Here is a 19,713-nt window from a genome sequence, read left to right as displayed (position 1 = left end):
CTAAGTAGCATATCTAAGTAGCATATATAAGTAGATGTTTGTAAAATTAATCCGTAATTTTAAACTGGTAAATCTAAGTTAAGATTGTCTTAAAACGTAGGTAAAAGATAAGTATTTATCTATGCTTAGTTACGGGAAAATAGACCTTTTTTCTTAGGTCGTTAGATGAGAACTGATATAATAGTAGGCGTAAAATAGGCATAATTTGCGCCTAAAACATAAAAGTATGAAGTAGCATACTGGTTTATGAAATAACATCCTAGTTATAGGCGCGACCAAGGAATAAGAAAATGGCAAAGTATGTAATAGGAGACATCCACGGTTGTGGAGAGGAGTTTGCTCGTTTACTAGATGAACTAGCATTTAATCCAAGTAAAGACGAGCTATATTTAGCAGGAGATCTTATTGGACGTGGTACTTCTCCTCAGCTGGTTTTTGATTTGGCTATCAAACATCAAGCACAAGCGGTATTAGGTAACTATGATTTACACTTTTTAGCTTGTTTGCATGGAGCGCGTCAAGCTATCCCAAGCGATAATTTTGAGCAGATTTTAAATCTTGATGCTAAAAAACGTAACTACTACGGTAGTTGGTTACAAGAACAAGGTTTTGTGCGCGAGGAAGATGGCTTTTACTTAGTGCATGCTTCGCTTGATCCATCTTGGTCGGCCGAACAAATTACTACTTATGGTAAAGAATTAAGTACTTACTTTGCCTCTTGGCAAACATCCGATTTTATGCACTTTTTTAGCAATAAGCGCTTTATTGATGGCTTAAAAGAATTTGACTATACGCAAGAATCTTCATTACGCCATCTATATGAATGCTTATTTATCTTTACTGTATGTCGCTATCGTAAGCTAACAACCGTAGATGAAAGTTCGATTTTATTCCCGCAATCTTTAACAGCTCTAAGTCAAGAAGTTGGATTAGAAAACTTAAACAACTATCCTTGGTCTGTGTTAGTTAAGGATTTTCAACGATCTTTCTTTGACATTGATGTGGGCATGAAAGGTGAGCCTATTTGTATGCCAGAGCAAAGACTCTACCCTTGGTTTGAATTTGCGCGTATGTTGGACGAGCAAACAAGACTCAATCCTGAACTGGTAAAAGATAATCCTAATTTACAATACCAAGGCTTTACGAAGCCAGTGTACTTTGGGCATTGGTCGCGTTTAAATGGACATGAGTTAGTACCTGGTATTATTTGTACTGATACTTCATGTGTCTATGGCGATCGTCTAACAGCTTATCAATTAAGTGAAAGCGCAGTTAATATGCAAGATCTTGCAACCCTTAAACAACTAGCTCAACCTGTTGCTACGGTATACAAGGATAAATAGTCCATGAGTAAGTATTTAATTGGAGATATTCATGGTTGTGCTAATGAGTTTGAGCGTTTATTAAGTGCAATCGACTTTAATCCGAGTAAAGATGAGTTATATCTCGCCGGAGACCTTGTATGTCGAGGTAATGCCTCGGTACGGGTAATAGATTTAGCGATTAAACATCAAGCGCAAGTGGTTTTAGGGAATAACGATTTACGATTAATTTGTTTAATTCATGGCGGCTTGCCAGTCCTTGAAAGAGATCAAGTGGCTGATGTTATGAGTCTTGACCCACGTAAGCAACGCTATTATGCGGATTATCTTGTAAGTTTACCTTTAGTCATTGCCGAAGACGAGTTCTATTTAACACATGCCTCACTTGAACCTCATTGGTCGCATGAGCAAATCGTTACTTATGCCAAGCAGAGTCAAGAATTTATAGCTAGCCTAAGCCATAAGCAACGTGGTTATCTTCTCGGTTTTAAATATTTTCATCATATGTTGCAAGACTTATCACTAGCACAATTAGAGCGTCGAGCTCCGCAAGTTGATTTTACGCGTATGCCGCTAGTGCCGAGTACATATGCAAGTTTATATGGTGTTAATCCGCAAGATAAACAATTAACTACTCCATGGCTCACCGGATCTTGGGAAACTGATGCCGAGTTTAGACAATTTGCCGAAATGATGATGGTATTTACGGTAGCCCGTTATAAGCAAATTCGTTTACCCCAACAAGCAGGTATTCTTTATCCTCATACAAGTCATCAAGCTGCGCAGTTTGCAGACTTGCAAAATGTACAGGCCAATTTAGGTTCAGTTTTAGTTAGAGATCCTTTACAGCCTTATGCTGATTTTAATTTAGAAATCCGTAATACCTCGGTTATAGATTATCAGCAATTTACTTATCCATGGTTTGCCTTTAAGCAGATGCATGCTTATTTAAGTCAACACCATACCGAATTTATTAGCCATAATCCAAACTTAACTTTAACTGGCTTTGATCGTCCAGTGTACTTTGGACACTGGCATATAGGTACTTGCGTATCTTTACCAGCAGGCATTATTGGGACAGATTCTTCTTGTGTTGAAGGAGGTTATTTGTCAGCCTATGCCTTACCTGAAAGTAAAGTAGATATGCAAGATACAAACACACTATTGTCTTTAGCTCAACCTATAGCAAAAGTTAAACGTCTAGTAGTCTAGCATTAACTTAACGAATGTAATTTTAATAAAATTCCCTAAGAGCAAGCTTGAGGTAATCAAAACTATCTATAGGATTAGAAATAATTATCTATGATTAGATACTATTGTCTAAGATTAGAGATAGTTGTCTAAGATAATTATTTTATTGAGAGCTCTGCTTACTTTAGGGAGAGTTCTGCTTAGCTTAGGGCTGAGGCTAAGATATAGTGACAAGATTAGATTTAGTCATGAAAAAATCAACCCCCAAATATTTTTTACCACCTTCGAAGTTGGTAAAGTCTTTAGGTAGTTTACTGCTGCCGTTAGCTACGAGTGGGATGCTGGTGGCTACGAGCATGGAATTAGCTGCTGCAGATACTGCTGCAACTAATACCAATTCAGGAACTACAACTTCTTCTCCAAATACCGCAAATACTACAACGTCGACTAGTACGAGTTATAGTGCGAGTAATGCTAGTGCTACTAATGCTGGTGCTAGTAACTCGAGTGTTAGTAATACTAACTCTAGTAATACAAATGCTAACGCTAATACAAACAATACTAGTACAAGCGAAGTTACAAATGCCTCAAATGTAGCCGCTACTAATGCTGCAAATAACACAGTAGCAGATACTAATGCTGCGAGTACAACTGTTGTAAATGCTAATGGCACAACTGCTATTGATGAGCAAGCAACGCATTTATTTCCTCATTTATCATTACCGTCTAATGTTCTAACCTACGAACAACGTGGGTTATTTATTAGTACCCAAGGGAATAAAACAACTATTAGCTCGGCTGCTACTCCTGAGCAATTTGAGATTCCGACCTTAAGTGCTAGTTACAATAGCTTAGCAGCACTTAAATATTACTTAAAACGTAATAATATACGTCATGCAAGCCAAGCTGCTTATCCGCAAACCTTACAACTACAAAACACCATATTAAAAGCAGCAGCCATTTGTTTAGTTAAGCAACAGCAAGATAATCCTGCTTTAACTGCTTTTGTAGAGCAAGCGACAACTAAGAGCGTAAGTATATCTAATTATCAAGAATTAGAGCAACGTATTGCCCAGCAAAGTACTGATGAGTATCAACAGTACTACGATCAGCTTGATAAACTGCCCAAAAAACTCGATACTGAGGCGCTTGAGAATTTATTACAATCGAGTTGTGTAATTAATTATTTAAGTACCCAAGCTCCAGCTTTAGATGCTAAAGCTTTCTTTGCTGAACAAGAAAAAGCTCCAAGCTTTTTACAATGGTTAAAGGCTTATTATCGTTCGCTTTTTGTTACTTATTACACTCCTGATTTACAATACGGACAGCGCTCACCGTTAGTTTTTACGAACAAAACTTCCGAGCAAGCAACAGCTATTCCACCAGAATACTACCAGTATATGGATGATAGTGTCTTAGTTAGTGGACAAAGCTTTACCGTTACAAGTGAAAACGGCTTTAAAGTAAAAGTTTCAGGTGTTGGTAATAGTGAGTTACAAGAACAAGCCGGTAACAATGTCTATGCAGATATAGCAATCAATATTAAAAATGCGATTAATACTATTAATCCGATGAATATTGACGGCTCATTGCGTCACCAGATGACCGTACAAAAACTCGTGACTAACGCAGCATATGGTTATGGTTTCTATGATGTACAAGTAACAACGACTCGCGTAAATAGTAAAGAGTTTGCTGTACGTGTAGTACTAGGTAAACCACTTAAAGTAACTGACAGTTCACAAGTAGTGTTACGTGGAGAAGGTAATGGTTTAACTACTCTATATCCAGTCGCGCAAAATATTACCGAACCTGGACGTTTATTTAGTGTACCTACTTACAATAGTGTAAAAGGTAATCTAGTAGACATTGCACAAGAGAATGGCTACTTAGACGCTAAATTTGAAACCGCGCAAGTTCTAGTTAACCGTGAACAAAAAACTGCAACTTGGAACTTAGACTTTAATACTGGAGAACGTTACCGTATTGGTACAGTAACTATTAATGGTGGTCCACTAGATCATCGCGTTACTTACTATATGGCTGGTTTAAAAGTAGGAAGTGCTTATAGTCAAACCGAAGTTAGTCGTTCGATTGCTCGTTTACAAGCCAGTAAGAACTTTGACGTAGTAGATGTACAAACAACGGTAAATAACCAAGCACGTACGGTTGATGTAACCTATAACCTAACTAAAGGTAAACCTAATAATTTAGAATACTCTTTAGGTTATGACACTACTGAGGGAGTGCGTACTCAAGCTTCGTATGAACGTTACTACTTAAACCGTTGGGGGGGTAGTGCAAGTGCAAGTGGTTACCTCTCAAAGCTAACCCAACGCTTTGAGGTGAACTATAAACACCCATATTTATATCGTCCAAACGAAGTTTTCTTTAACGTAGGTCTTTATTACGAACGTGCTTATCAAACGGATCTACTGTATTACAGTAAATCAGTTGTAGGTTATCTTAACTACTCACGTTTATCGTTCCAAAACTGGCAGTTCTCGGCTTCACTATACGCTCGTCGTGACTACTGGGAGTTAAGTAACGAAAAAATTAAACAGGATATTCAATATTCAGAGTTTATTTTTGCGCGTAAGGGGCTAACCACTGATGTATCCTTAACTTTACGTTCAACCTTAGGTTTGGAAAAACTCTTTAAATCAGTTGGCTACCATGCAATCCTGTTTAAAGCTGAACATACGTTCCAGTTAAGCGAGAAGAACGGTTTACTCTTAAGTGTACGTTTAGGTAAAATTGACTCGAATCGCTTTAACTACTTAGCTCCAGCCTTACGTCTCTATTCAGGTGGTGCTACTTCGATCCGTGGTTACGGTTATCAAAGTATCTCTTCTTATAAAGGTGAAGAAGACGTGGGAGCTAATAAACAAGCTGAATTTACGGTCGAGTATTTACGTACTTTAATGCCAAGCTTAAAAGGGGCGCTCTTTGTGGATGGAGGTAATTCTTCAGATAACATTCGCCTCAATAATTTATATTATGGAGCTGGGGTAGGGGTGCGTTATTACTTACCTGTGGGATATGCGAAATTTGATATAGCTTATCCATTACAAAAAGGTTTTTCTTGGTCGAAAATTGCTTTTTATTTAGGTATTTCGGCAAGTTTCTAAAATCGTAAGCGCAGAGTTAAAGAGAGGTTTCTCTTTAACTCTGCCATCATTTATATTACTATGGGATTAAAGAAAGTTTTTAAATATGCCGGCTATGGTTTAGGAGGGCTAGTCGGAGTAGTAGCAGTTGGTATAGGAGCAATTTACTACTCTTCAACCTTAACCACCAAAGTACTAAATATAGTCGCAGATAAGGTTCCAGGTTTAAGTTGGGATAAAGTTGAAGGAAGCTTAGCTTCTGGGATTACGGTTACTAATTTAAAGTACGTATCACAGAACTATATGTATAATCCGCAAATAGCTAAACCGGAAGATTTACCTGATAGTCAAGAAATCCCAGCTCTAACTGAAGTGCACATTGGACAGTTAAATGCTCGCTTAATTCTTGGATGCTTAATGCGTGAGCAATTATGTCTTGATCAAGTGGGCATTAAAGATATTCAAGTAATAGTAGCCACCGGTGATGATGAACGTCTAGATCACTTTAATGCAGCACCGATTGAAGTCAATGAAAACGGAGAAGTTGAGATCATTGACACAACCAATCCGAACCCTGAAGACGATGATAGTAAAAACGATTGGATTGATGTTCGCATTACTAATGGTAAGGTAGAGAATCTAGAAGTCATTGTCGGTTCAAATATTGGTTTACAACAAGCCGAGTTAAATAAATACTTAGTATCAAATCCTCAAGTTAAAGCTGCAAGTACAGCTTTTGTGCCCACGATTCTAAATCTAGGTTTAAAGACCCCGGAGAGTATCTACAATGCCTACTTAAGTGCGCCGATGCATATTAAGTTAGATAAGTTAGCGGTTGGTGATATTCACTATACTTCGCATAACTATGATCTAGCTCAAGTAACTAGTGGTAACTTTAGTTACTTGCAATATAGCTTAGATACGCCTAATACTTTAGAAGATCTAGAAGCTCAAGAGACTGCAAGTGCGCAAGGTGCAAAAGATACTCAAACAGCTGCTGCTAACGGTGATGACAAAAGTAATCAAGCTGCCCAAGCTGATAATGGCAAAGGTGATAAAGATGCGCAAGGCTCGTTAGTACAAAAGCATGGTTTATTACCTAAACAAGTAAAAGAGTTCTTTGCGACCTACTTTAACTTACAAGCTGATTCTTATAGTCAAGCGTTTCAACAAATTAAAACCGCTTTAGATGCTAATTATCAGTTTAGCGATACAGGTGGAGTGCAAGACTTTACGGCTAGTTTACCAAGTATTAACGAAGACTTAGAGCAAGAGATTGCTGAAGCTAGTGCTGCCGCAAGTAGTGACTCTACTACTGGATCTAATGCGCAAACTAACGCTCAAACTAGTAGCCAAGCTGGTGAGCAAGCTGGTTCGCAAGAAAGTGCACAAGCTGGTGACAATGTTTCTGCTGGTATAGGTGAACAAGCTGCAAATAAAGAGAGTGCTGAGCTTGATGCAGATCAAGCTAATCTAGCTTTATGGCAAGAACTTACTGGACAAACAACTGAGTTTAAGTTTGCCACTCCTACAGATGAAGGCAAAGAATTACCAGCTAGTGAAGTAGTAGCGCAAGTAAACTCCCAACTACAAGTGTTCCGTAATCCTGCACGTGAAACTTTACTTAATGGTACTAATCTGCGCCTGCCTGTAGATGTAACTACCGATAATGTGAAGTTTGGTCCAATGTTAGTTGGCTTTTATGACTATCAAGCTGCACCATTTTTAGAAGCTGCCCGTAAAGCAAAAGATCTTAATGCTGCTAAGAGCTCGACTATTACGTTTAATAGTCAAATGCAATTAGAGCATTTACATTTAGATGGTAATCTCACGGCTACGGCTGCTAATCTAAAAGTAGATGCTACTGGTGATCTAACTTTAAAAGGTCATATTGATTACTTAGCACGCACCCAAGTACTCGATGCACAAATTGACTTTAAAGCACAAGCTATTCCTTTAGTGAGTTTACCTTTTCCGTTAGATTTAACGCTAACTGCTAAAGGGCATGTTTACGAACGTTTAGCTGTAACCTTAGCTAATAAAGCACCAGAAGCGCAAATTAATGCTGCTCTAGACTTACGCACGTCTAAAACGTACTGGCCACTCGAACTAACGGCGCAAATTTCGCATTTAGAGATCCCAGAGCTCATTAAGTTAAATGCTTTAACTTTGGAGGCTAAAGGACGCATTAATGATATGCGTTTGCAAGCGCATAGTCATGTAGCTTACGACAAACTTAATTACACTGTTGGTGCGGTACTAGTAAACTCGCAACAAAATCTAGTTGCCGATGTAGCAGCAATCCAAGCTAAAGCTGACGAAGATTTAAATACTATTGAGTCTTCGCTTGAGCAACGCAGTGTAGTGCATGCTTATGCAGAGTTAAACTACAATAAAAACATTATGGCGCAAGTAATGCTCCATAGCCATAAACTAGATTTAAATGAATTTGCGGACACTGGTTATAAAGATCTAACCTTAAATACATTCATTAATTTAGGTGGGGTTTATAACAGTAAGCAAGACTGGACGGCTTTTATCCAACAAGGGCAAGTAAAAGGAACGCTTGAAGGTAAACCGTTTACGGCCAATTTACAATTAGGTGTGGATTCGGTTCATGGTTTAATTGCGAAAGATGTTAAAGCACAATATGCTACTAATAATCTAGATTTACGTGGAGTAGTTAATACTTCATCAGATCTTTATTTACAAGCTAAAGTTAATAACTTAAGTGCTTTTGTACCTGCATTAAAAATCGACGCTAATGTTGATTTAACGGTACAAGGTAATCTTGATAGTCCGAGCATTAAAGGTACTAATAGCATTAAACACTTAAGCTATAAAACTCCAGACTTAAACTTAAACTTACAACAAGCAGTAGCTAATCTGGCCTTACAAGTATCAGATGCGGTATATGGTAAGGCTAATGTAAGTTTAGGTAAATCGCAAGTAAATGATATTCGTATCGATCATGTAAAAGTAGACTATGTAGGTGAACCTAATAGCACTTTACAAGTGGACGTAAAAACGAGTCTGGCAAATTTACGTGGTAATATTGAGCACTTCAATCTTTATAAAGATGATGTGTACGGTAATTTAAATATCGCTAACTTAGATTTATTGACCCTTGGTATTAACGGTTTAAAAACCAGTAATGCCATTGAAAGCCACTATAATCTTGCAAGCAAAAAAGCTCAGATTAAACCTTTCACTATTTCCAACTCGCAGTTAAGTCTAAGTAATGTTACTCCTTTAGAGTATACTCCGGAAAAAGTAACAGGTAGTTTAGCGCTGAATAAACTTGATTTAAGCATGCTTAATCGTATGTTACGTGAAGCAAAAACACGTTTGCAAGGGCAAGTTGCTGCTAAACTTAACTTTACGTTAAATCCAAGCAACCTTGAAGCAAGTAGTAACAAGCTACATTTAACTGCCGAGTCGAAATACATTAATGTTAAGCAAGTTGTTGATCTAAGTTTACTAAACATTGACTTAAGTGCAATCAATCTTGAGGCGCAACTAGCGGGCACTGATTTAAATGCTCAAGCTAACTTACGTATTAATCGTGAGAGTAAACTAGATACACAAGTTAAAGTTAGTGATTTATATGGTGCACAAAATTTAAGCGGGAAAGTTGTTCTCGATCGCTTAAGTTTAAATATCATTAAACCATTACTTGATAATACGCAGCAGGTTTCTGGTAATCTGTCAACGGACATGACTTTAGGCGGCACCTTGAAAAAACCATTACTCTATGGTAATGCTGGTATTAAGCAATTAGGTGTAGCCATGGTAGATTTACCGTTTGAAGTATCAGCAGGGGAAATTAATCTAACCTTAAATGGTGACCAAGCGGATATTAGAGGCAATTTACCAACTAAATCAACGCCGTTAGTCTTTACCGGAAATGTCGATTGGGCGGATGCCGATAACTTAAAATCACAAGTTAATCTGACAACGCAGAACCTGCGTTTACGTGTACTTGATTATGGTAATGTACAATTAGATTCAAACATTGTTGCGCGTTATGATAATAATGGTGCTGTGGTAAACGGTACAGCTAATTTACACGATGGACGTTTTACTGTCGCTTCATCGAGTAGTGCGAGTTATTTAGGTCCAACTGGTGATGTGGTGTTTGTAGATAATCAAGGCAAACCTCTAACTCCGGTTGCGAAAGCAACTAAAAGCTCTAGCTCAAGCAATATTCTCGCTAAATTAAAAGTAACTCTTGGTAAAAACTTAGTGTTTGATGCCTATGGATTAAATGCAGGTTTAACAGGAGCTTTAGACGTAGATTATGATGGTAATCCAAAAATCTTTGGCACAATTAATATTCCGTATGGAACTTTTGATCAATACGGACAAAACTTAATTATCCAAAGAGGGGATATTACCTTTAATGGTCTATCAGTAATCCCAAATATCTACTTACGCGCGATTCGTAATCCTGAATATATGATGGATAATGTAACTGTAGGCGTGCAAGTTAGTGGAGCTGCTAATAAACCAAGTATTAGTTTATTCTCAACTCCATCGAACATTAGTGATAGCCAAAAACTAAACTACTTACTAACCGGTTCGGCCTCTGATACCGATGATGATCAAGTAGGTCTACAGCTCTTCACTTCAAGTCTCTCTTCTTCTTTAAGTATTATTCAAGAAATAGGTAATACTTTTGGGATTAAGAACTTACAGTTATCAACCGCTAAATCAGGTGAAGCCTCACAAGTAACCTTATCAGGTACAGTTCTTAAACGTGTACGTTTAAACTATGCCTATGGTTTATTTAACGGCTTAACTGAAATTAGTGCTTCTTATCGTCTTTTACCAAAAATCTTCTTACGTTTATCACATGGTACAAGTTCTGCAATTGATGCTGTATATTCAACTTCATGGTAGACCATAGAAGGTGAGAGATTACTTGTAAGCAATTACTGGTAAACGGTTACTGGAAATTGATAGCTTGTAATCAATAACTGGTAAACGAGAATAATAGACCTGTTAAAAAGCAAATTATCAACATTAAGCGCACAGAGATAGAACTTTATCGGTTTGTATTGAAAAATAAGGAAAAAAGTTTAAGCATTTTTGCAACCTGCTTTTTCTCTAAATAAGTAGATACTTCAAGATTTTACAATTTCTCTGTGTGTAGATTTGTGCCTAGGATTGATCATCCTAGGCATTTTTGTCTGCAAAAAGTGCAACAGGAAAAAATTGAGGTGTTATACTATTTGCGGCTTTTAGCCGTAAATTCACTTAATTATTAACCCTAGATCTCGATATTCTTGATCAACAGATAGTAAAAATTTGCTTATGAAAAGAAAAATCACCTTAAGTTTAGCTTTGCTGCTAGCTTTGCTCAGTTGGTTACCAAGTTCAGCTTTAGCTAACTTAAGAGTTGTTACTACTTTTACGGTTTTAGCTGATATTGCGAAAAACGTTGCCGGCGAATATGCCAAAGTTGAATCTTTAACTCCAATCGGAGCGGAAATACACGAGTACGAGCCAACTTCGCGTGATCTTGCACGCATGAATCGTTCAGATTTAATTATTACTAATGGCTTAGGTTTAGAAAAATGGTTCGAGCGTTTTTATGCTAAAGCTGCAAAACAAATTCCGGTAGTAGTTGCTTCTACTGGAGTAGAGCCATCTTTAATTACTCAAGGCCCATATGCTGGTAAACCTAATCCGCACGGTTGGATGAGTTTAAATAATGCATATTTATACGTTAATAATATTAAAGAAGCTTTAATTAAATACGACCCTGCCAATAAAGAAGGCTACGAAAAAAATGCTGCGGCTTACCTTGAAAAACTTAAAGCCGTAGAAGCCAAAGTAAAAAACTTTATTAGTAAACACAGTCTAGAGCATGTGTATTTAATTACTTCAGAGTCTGCTTTCTCATATTTAGCACGTGATTTAAACTTTAAATATGATTCGATTTGGCCAGTAAATGCCGAAGATGTTGGTACACCAACACAAATTACCCGCATTATTAATTTAGTGAAAAAAGAAAAAATTAAAGTAGTGTTTTCTGGTTCAACAATGGATCGTAAACCTATGGATGTGGTAATGCAAGAGACTGGAGCTATTTGGGGTGGATACTTATACGTTGATACTTTAACTGATGCTAAAGGTCCAGTACCAACTTACTTAGATATGTTACAACAAACGGTATATACCATTGTTGATGGCTATAGTAAAACTTTAAAATAAATAAGAAAAACCTCAGGTTATCTAACCTGAGGTTTTCATGTATGTGTGCATTATAGGCATTAAAGAAATGCGTTTGTGGTACAGCACAGTTGTATAACTTATAAATGCATTGGAGAAATACAACAAAGTATACTTTTAGCAACGAAGCTTACTTAGCTTTAGCATTTGCTTCTAGAGATGTATCTTTCTCTTTAGCATCAGCTTGAGCGGTTTCTTTAGTAGCTTGTTCTGCAGCACCTAATACAGCTTCTTTTTCGGTTGCTGTTGTAGCTGCGGTAGTAGCAGCTTTAGAAGCAATGGTTGAAGCTTCTGAAGTAACTTCTTCTTGCTCTAGAGTAGTTTCTACAGTAGTAGATACTGAGGTATCTTTTGCTTGACTAGTCTCTTGTGCCACAACATCACTTGGGTCGGGATTTGCAGCTTGCTCAGCTTCTTGTGCGTCAGCTGGTGTTTGAGATGTTGCTTGAGATTGTTGCTCAGCTTGAGCTGTTTCTACAGGAGTTGTTGCTTCCTCTTGGCTTTGCTCTAAGTAGTGCTGTAAGCTAGCATTAGCTTCTTGTAAGTTACGTTCTTGTTTAGCTTGTAACAGATTATTAGTTGCACTAATTGCTTGTAGTTCTTTAATCACCGCAATTTCTTCAGTAGCACCTTTTAAGGTTTTTAAATGGTGCTCTTGACTAAACTGTAAATCAAATGGCGCAATCTCTACATCATTTGGATTTGCGAGTTTGTCATTAATGAACTGATTTTGCTGAATAAAGTCATCAGGTAAGACGTAAGCAAATTGGTAATAGGTATGACCGTGGAAATTACGTAATTCCCCTTCGTACTTAGCATTAAGTTTTAAAGCTACGTTTTTCGAAGCTAGATTTTGCTGATGAATGCGTAACTCAAAACGTTCAACTAAGTCGTTCGTATAGGTAATTGCACATAAGGCTTGTAGCGCTTCGTGCATATATCCTTTACCACAGAACTCTTGGAATAAGTAATAACCAAGATTAGCCACTCCTGGACTAATGTTTAGTTGATCGAACACTAAACTTACGCTACCAATAATCTGATGTTTATACTCTTTGTTTGAGAGCACAATAGCGTAATGACGCTCACGGTTGGCGGTAAAGTTTGCTGCTGCAGTTTCAATGTACTGGCAAAATTCATCTTTATTACATTTTTTTGCCCAGAACAGAAATTGTCCTAAATGGTCACGATTTTTCTCAACTTGTGTCCACATAGGTTTAAGGTGTTCATTCCCTAGAGGTTCAAGTGACATTTCTTGACTTACCAAGATCACGCCATCTTCACGTAAAAAGGGATAAGAAACTGAGGTTAAAAATTCTTTCATAAAGAGAAAATCCTAAAAACTAGCAAACTTTTGCCAAGAGTTATACTTAGGTAATTATGTTTAGATAGTTATCCTTGTGGAGTTATCCTTGAAGATATTTTTGAGAGGATATTTTTGAATAGTTATTCTTAAGGATAAGTTTAAACATTGTAGTTATTAATTACGTGCGTAATCATTTCATGACTTACGCGTTTATCTACATATGCTTGACCTAAGCGAGCAAAGAGTACTAGCACGATCTGATTGGCAAGGTTTTTCTTATCTCTTGCCATGTATTTTAAAAATTCTTGGCTATCCATATTCTCTGGAATATGAACAGGTAAACCTGCGCGCGTGAGCAGATTTTTTACGCGATGATAATCTGCAGGACTAAAGTCAATTGCTGCTTCTCGTTCTAAACCTTCTTTAACTAAAGCTAAAGAAGTAGCTGCGGCTAACATCATCCCCGTACTTATAGCTTCACCATGTAACCAATTACCATAACCTTGACTTGCTTCAATAGCATGACCATAAGTATGTCCAAGGTTAAGTAAAGCACGACGACCTTGTTCTTTTTCGTCTTCAGCTACTACTTGCGCTTTAAACTCACAGCAACGACGAATGGTGTAAGCAAGGCTTTGTTGGTCACGTTGGAGAATTCGCTCAAGATGAGTTTCTAAGTAAGTAGTGAACTCTTCACTGAAAATAAAGCCATACTTAATTACTTCAGCCATCCCTGCAGCAAATTCACGCGCAGGTAAGGTTTCAAGGACGTTTAAGTCAATAAGTACATGTTTAGGTTGGTGGAATGCACCAATCATGTTCTTACCAAGCTTGTGGTTAATGGCGGTTTTGCCCCCAATAGATGAATCCACTTGCGCTAGAAGCGTAGTTGGGATTTGTAAAAAGTCGATCCCACGTTGGTAAGTAGCGGCAGCATATCCAGCTAAATCCCCAATCACTCCCCCACCTAAAGCAATAATTAAGCTGCGGCGTGAGTAGTTGTGTTCGAGCATTTTTGTGTAAATTTGCTCTAAGTAAGGAGTAGTTTTAGCTTCTTCACTATCAATAACTTCAACCACCTCAAGTTTAGTACACATAGTACCTAAACCTTGGAGTAAAGTGTTTAAGTGATATTTAGCAACCGTAGGATTAGTAACAATCAGTACTTCACGTTTATCGCAATAAGGAGCTAAAAGCTTGGCGCTTGCTAATAAGTTAGTACCAATTAAAATGTCGTAAGATTGATTCGCTGGTAGTGCTACATGCACTTTATCTAAAATTCGTACAGCAGACATAAAAAGCTGTTCCTCATAAGATCACAATAAATCTTTTAGACCATAAATACATAGTAAACGAATAGCACGAGGATAAACTCAACTCATGCTAATTTACGGTCTTGCTTATATTGTACTACAAAAGCAGTGAAATAAGCGTTAGATCCGCTAAAAAATCTTTTATAGATTACTTTTTACCTTAACTAAAAGGTAGTTAAATTTAAGCAAAATAACCCAACCAGGAAACGAATTGTTTACTAACTTAATCAACAACCTGAAAATAAATTTCCGATTTCTGAAGTAGTTAGTGGTAAAAGCTAATCGCAGTAAGGGGGATTTTTGTTAAAATATATGCGTTTAGACAAGTATGATAAAGAGGATAAGTTAGGGAAAAATAATTTCCTAACTACTAGATCTTTATCGATACTTACACCGATTTCTCTATTTTTTTCTGCTGTGACAGCAGAAGTATCTTTTTGAGTAAAAGACAATGTTAACTAAAATGCGCTTTACCCCTATAGTTTTAGCTCTAGCAAGTCTTGGTAGCTATAGTGGTGTAGTTAATGCCGCAACTACCTATAATAACTCTCTGGATCAAGTTAAAGCAAATGCTAACGTGAATGCTAAGAGCAATGTAAGTGCTAACTCTAATAGAAGTGCCGCTTCTAATGGAAGTGGTAACTCTAATGGTAGTGCCGATGCAAATCCATCAAGCTCTGCTTTAGTTCCTTTTGATCTTACAAATTTACCTTACCAAATAAAAGTTGTACAGGTTGCAGGACAAGAATTACGTTTTCGTGTATACAGTGACCTTACGTACGTAGGTAAGCCTTTAGCTCCAGAATATCAACAATTAAATGTTTATATTCCTGAAGCTTACTTAGAAAATGAGCAAATTAATAACTTTAATGCAGCAACAGCTCCAATTTTACTCTATGTAGCACAAGAGGATTATTTAAGTATTAAACCTCTAGACTTAGTAGGTAAAGAAGAGTTTAATAGCCTTAAAGTTAATGCTCATAATCCAGATCAAGTAAGTAAGGCTAATCGAGTAGATAATCCTAATAGAACAAACGAGACTAAGACTGCCGTTGGTGATTCTGGTGCGTATGCAAGTGAGCAAACTAATGAGTACGCAAGCGAACAAGCTAGTTCTCAAAGCAGTACGCAAGATCAAACTCAAGCTACGGGTGAGAGTTTGGAAGCACAAGCTAATACTTTATTAGCACCCCGCCGCTTAGTAGCTTTTGTGATGCCAACGGGTAATGATCTTACTTTACCTAATCTAAATTCTACAGCGCAAACGATTTTTACCCAATTAGGCAACTTTGCTCATGTAGCCAGAGAAGGTGTGGCGGCTATAGGAAGTAAAGTAACAGATGTAGTGCAAAACGTAAAACAAAGCTGGCAAGCTGGTGATAAGGAAACAGCCTTTTCGCATCAAACTAATCCGCAATTAGTGCTTGAACCCCATGCTTTTCCGCACCTCTCACATTGTCCTCTTAGTCCTGAGCTAGAAAATCATCATACTTCACAAGAAGAAAGTGAGCAAGATTCTGCGCAAGAGAATGAGAGCTTTGAACGGCAAAATCATACGGAACTCCCAACTCATGCACCTTGCCAAGTTACTTTTACTCATAGTGAACATACAGTTGGACAAACGATTCCTACAGACAACTCCTTAGTAGCTCAAGCTTTAGCGCAAGGTTATATTGTGGTAACTCCTGGTTTAAGAGGGATTGATGCTCGTCCTAGTGAAAGTGATTTAGGTCAAGTTCCAGCTAACTTAATTGATCTAAAAGCTGTAGTTAAATACTTACATACTTACGATCAACAAATGCCAGGTACAGCTGATAAAATCATCGCTCTAGGTGGTAATGTTGGCGGTAACTTAGTTGCTCTGCTCGGAGTAAGTAATAATCAACAAGAAACCTTATTTACTGACGCTTATAAACAATTACAAGCAACCTCTGGTAAGGATCAAGTTTTTGCAGTAGCGGCTTATGCACCAGCTCTAGATCTAGCACATGCTGATATGGCATATGAATGGGCATTTGGCAGTTTAGATTATGTACAAGCGCGTCCGTTACCAGGTTTAGCCGGATTAGGTCGTGCTCATGATTTAACCGCGGCACAAGTGGCAGCGAGAAACACGCTACAGCAAGAATTTAGCACCTATGTAAATAGCTTAAACCTTACTGATGGTAAAGGAGAAAAGTATCAGCTTTTAACTAATGGTGATGGTAGTTTCCGCAGTTTAGTCGAGAAATATTTAGTACAAGCTGCACAAGAAGAAATCGATGCTAATCCTGAATTTAAAACCGATGATTACCCTTGGCTAATTGTCTATGACCAAACAGCAACTGCTGTAAGCTTTAAAGATTATCAACAACAAGTAGGAAGAATTTACTTTCCCGCTCATGTTGATGCTTTAAATTTAAGTAGTCCTGTAAATAAACTCTTTGCGAGTGTGCAAGGTAATCCCCAACACTTTACCGTTTATAGTGCAGAGTATAGTCAAGTACCTCATGCTACACGTGCTGATAGTTTACTTGTAGATCTATATAATCCGTTAGCTTATGTGATTAAAGAAAATCAAGCGAATATTAGTGCCCATTGGTGGGTACGTCATGGTACATTTGATAATCAAAATTCAGTAGCACTACCGATTATCTTTGCTACCCAATTAGCAAGTTTAAAAATCCCTGTAGATTTTAAACTAGCATGGAATCAAGCGGATCGTGTTAATTATCAATTACCACAGCTCTTTGCATGGATTAATCAATTAACTGAACCTAATTTCTTAGAAAAAACCGGAGCTGCTATTCAAGACTCAGTACGTCGCTTAGGACATGCTGTGGATCATGCTTTAGGTAATGATGATAATGGCAATGATGAAGGAAATTAAGCACTTCAATTGGTAAGTCGCTAGGAAATCATTACCCTCGTTAAAGCTAATGACTTGCTTGATTTATTAGGCATAAACAAAATATTATTCACATCCTCAGGCTTAAGGCTTGAGGATTTTTGCTTTTTCAAAGGGATGTTATTTTTTCATACTTATCTTTTCTCTCTTATTTTTTCTCTCTTACTTTGTAGACTGACTAATATCCAAAACAATTACTAATTTAGAACTTACGTATTGATTAAAATTAGACTGATCTGTACCCTAAAAATACCTTTAATTATCGTAAAGTCTTTAGGGAAATATAAACGCTAAACTTCGGAGGGTTTTAGTTGTGCCTAAATTGTAATATTTTCCACCTACTTGGAAGTTGTTGATAATTAGGGGTAAAATTTGGATTTTGTTTGGTGGGTCAAGCGAATTTAAAAGTGAGATTTTCTAAAATTAATATGACGAGAAATCAAAGCATAACTAAGCTGTTACGACTTAGCGCATTGAAAAAGTTTAATCCTTACCTATAATTTAAGTAACTTCTTATAAAACCTTAACAAAACTTTAACAAACAATCGTTTTCTTTTTTAACTGGTGGATTGGGCTTAAGTTAAGGCTATTGTATTTCAGCTTAACGAGAGATAAATCAGCCATTTTATAGTTCAACTGTAAAGTAGCAATTGTGTTATTGCTTTAAGTAAACATAGTTAGGATAGCAGGTTAGAAATCAGATTTATGCTATCAGGCTAGTTTGGGAGTATGTAAAATTAGCTAACTTAAGTAAAGACAATAAATACCAGTTAAACTTCTATAAGGATTTTCTTCATGCGTTTTTCAACAAAATTTGTTATGACTTCGGTAGCTCTATGCACTAGCTTAGCGGCAAGTGCTCCTGCTTTTGCCAATACTAATACTTTAGTATTTGATCCGCAAAGCAATTACACGGTAAAAACTTTTACCCTTGATGGTAAACTTATAAAGTGCGAGCTTACGAAAACATCGTATACGTAACTAATCCCGTTGATGCGGAATATGAATCAATGAACATTTATATTCCTGAACCTTATTTTGAAAATCAAAAATTAAACGGCTATAGCAAAGATACCGCACCAATTTTCTTCCCAAATGCCATTGGTGGATATATGCCTGCTAAAGCTATGACTTTACCTGATGAAAGTTCATCTGCACAAACAACACAAGAGCAACATGGTCCGAGCAATGCATCTTCAATTAAACAAGCTCTAGCTAAGGGATTAGTTGTAGCTTCTCCTGGTGCTCGTGGTCGTTCAAATAAAAATGCTGAAGGTCAATATTACGGTAAAGCTCCAGCGGCTATTGTTGACTTAAAAGCAGCAGTACGTTACTTACGTGCGAACGATAAAGTAATGCCTGGTAGTGCAGAGTACATTATTTCGAATGGTACTTCTGCAGGTGCTGCTTTATCTCTGTTATTAGCAGCAAGTGCAAATAGTGCGGACTACACTCCTTACTTAAAAGACTTAGGTGCTGCACAAGCTTCTGACGCTATTTATGCCGCAAGTGCATACGCGCTAATTACGAATCTTGAACATGCTGATACAGCTTATGAGTGGTTATTCAATGGCGTTAATAGCTACAAATCTATTGACGTAAGCACGTTAGATTACAAAGTTGAACGTAAGTATAAAACTGGAACTTTAACTGATAAGCAAATTGCAGTATCTAATGATCTAAAAGCGCAATTTCCTGCTTACGTAAACAGCTTAAAATTACGTAATCGTCAAGGTGAGCTTCTTACTTTAGATGAAAATGGTAAAGGTTCATTTGCGGATCTAGTAGCTGGTTACTTAGCTGCAAGTGCGCAGCATGCAATGGATACGGATAGTAATTTTAAAGCTGCAAATTACCCATGGTTAACTATTAAAGATGGTAAAGTAACCAGTGTTGATCTAGCTACTTACGCTAAAAGCGTTGAACGTCAAAAAACTCCACCTGCATTTGATGCTTTAGATTTAAGTGCTGGGGAAAATGATGAGTTTGGTGATGCGACTACAGCGGCTAAACACTTTACCGAGTATGGCTTTAAAAACTCAACAGTAGCTAATGCCCAAATGGCAGATCCGCAAATCGTAAAAATGATGAACCCATTAAACTACATCGAACGTGGTAAAAAGACAGGTGTAGCTCCTTATTGGAGAATTCGTCATGGTTCGATTGATAAAGATACCTCTTTAGCAATTCCGACCATTGTTGCAACTAAATTAGAAAATTTAGGCTACAATGTTGACTATGCTTTAGCGTGGGATAAACCACACTCTGGTGATTATGATCTTCCAGAACTATTTGCATGGATTGAACAAATTACGAAAAAATAATTAAAGTAAACGACTAAGACCTC

At 37.3% G+C, this 19,713-nt stretch carries 10 protein-coding genes; 8 read left to right on the top strand and 2 right to left on the bottom strand.

The window, feature by feature from the left end:
- Positions 1-290 precede the first annotated feature (290 nt).
- From CKF58_RS03205 to CKF58_RS03185, 5 genes are all read left to right on the top strand, one after another.
- Complete coding sequence (locus CKF58_RS03205) at positions 291-1,343, top strand: metallophosphoesterase (protein ID WP_119530905.1); 1,053 nt, start codon at positions 291-293, stop codon at positions 1,341-1,343.
- Between the two features lie 3 nt (positions 1,344-1,346).
- Positions 1,347-2,534 carry a metallophosphoesterase gene (locus CKF58_RS03200; RefSeq protein ID WP_119530903.1) on the top strand — a complete coding sequence of 396 codons (1,188 nt, stop codon included), beginning with the start codon at positions 1,347-1,349 and terminating at the stop codon, positions 2,532-2,534.
- 227 nt (positions 2,535-2,761) lie between these two features.
- The gene (locus CKF58_RS03195) at positions 2,762-5,644 is read left to right on the top strand and encodes an autotransporter assembly complex protein TamA (RefSeq protein ID WP_119530901.1); all 2,883 of its coding nucleotides are present in this window, start codon (positions 2,762-2,764) and stop codon (positions 5,642-5,644) included.
- A gap of 60 nt (positions 5,645-5,704) precedes the next feature.
- Complete coding sequence (locus tag CKF58_RS03190) at positions 5,705-10,525, top strand: translocation/assembly module TamB domain-containing protein (RefSeq protein WP_119530899.1); 4,821 nt, start codon at positions 5,705-5,707, stop codon at positions 10,523-10,525.
- A 414-nt stretch (positions 10,526-10,939) separates the two neighbouring features.
- Positions 10,940-11,842, top strand: coding sequence for a metal ABC transporter solute-binding protein, Zn/Mn family (locus CKF58_RS03185; protein ID WP_119530897.1), 903 nt, complete (start codon positions 10,940-10,942; stop codon positions 11,840-11,842).
- 148 nt (positions 11,843-11,990) lie between these two features.
- On the opposite strand, the gene CKF58_RS03180 is transcribed toward CKF58_RS03185, so the two are convergent.
- Together CKF58_RS03180 and aroB are read right to left on the bottom strand one after the other, a co-directional pair.
- A complete protein-coding gene (locus tag CKF58_RS03180) occupies positions 11,991-13,184 on the bottom strand; it encodes a GNAT family N-acetyltransferase (RefSeq protein WP_119530895.1) in 1,194 nt (397 codons plus the stop codon).
- 140 nt (positions 13,185-13,324) lie between these two features.
- Positions 13,325-14,461, bottom strand: a complete 1,137-nt coding sequence (gene aroB / locus CKF58_RS03175) for a 3-dehydroquinate synthase (RefSeq protein ID WP_119530893.1) — start codon at positions 14,459-14,461, stop codon at positions 13,325-13,327.
- A gap of 469 nt (positions 14,462-14,930) precedes the next feature.
- Between aroB and CKF58_RS03170 the strand changes: the two genes are divergently transcribed.
- From CKF58_RS03170 to CKF58_RS03160, 3 genes are all read left to right on the top strand, one after another.
- Positions 14,931-17,348 (top strand): subtype B tannase, encoded by a 2,418-nt coding sequence (locus CKF58_RS03170; RefSeq protein WP_119530891.1) that lies wholly within the window; start codon positions 14,931-14,933, stop codon positions 17,346-17,348.
- Between the two features lie 813 nt (positions 17,349-18,161).
- Positions 18,162-18,347, top strand: coding sequence for a hypothetical protein (locus CKF58_RS03165; RefSeq protein WP_119530889.1), 186 nt, complete (start codon positions 18,162-18,164; stop codon positions 18,345-18,347).
- Complete coding sequence (locus CKF58_RS03160) at positions 18,317-19,690, top strand: subtype B tannase (RefSeq protein ID WP_147397201.1); 1,374 nt, start codon at positions 18,317-18,319, stop codon at positions 19,688-19,690. The genes CKF58_RS03165 and CKF58_RS03160 overlap by 31 nt, the downstream gene beginning before the upstream one ends.
- The last annotated feature ends 23 nt before the right edge of the window (positions 19,691-19,713 follow it).

The organism is Psittacicella hinzii (assembly GCF_003585935.1).
Lineage (GTDB): Bacteria > Pseudomonadota > Gammaproteobacteria > Enterobacterales > Psittacicellaceae > Psittacicella > Psittacicella hinzii.
This window is presented reverse-complemented; position numbering and strand designations above follow the sequence as displayed.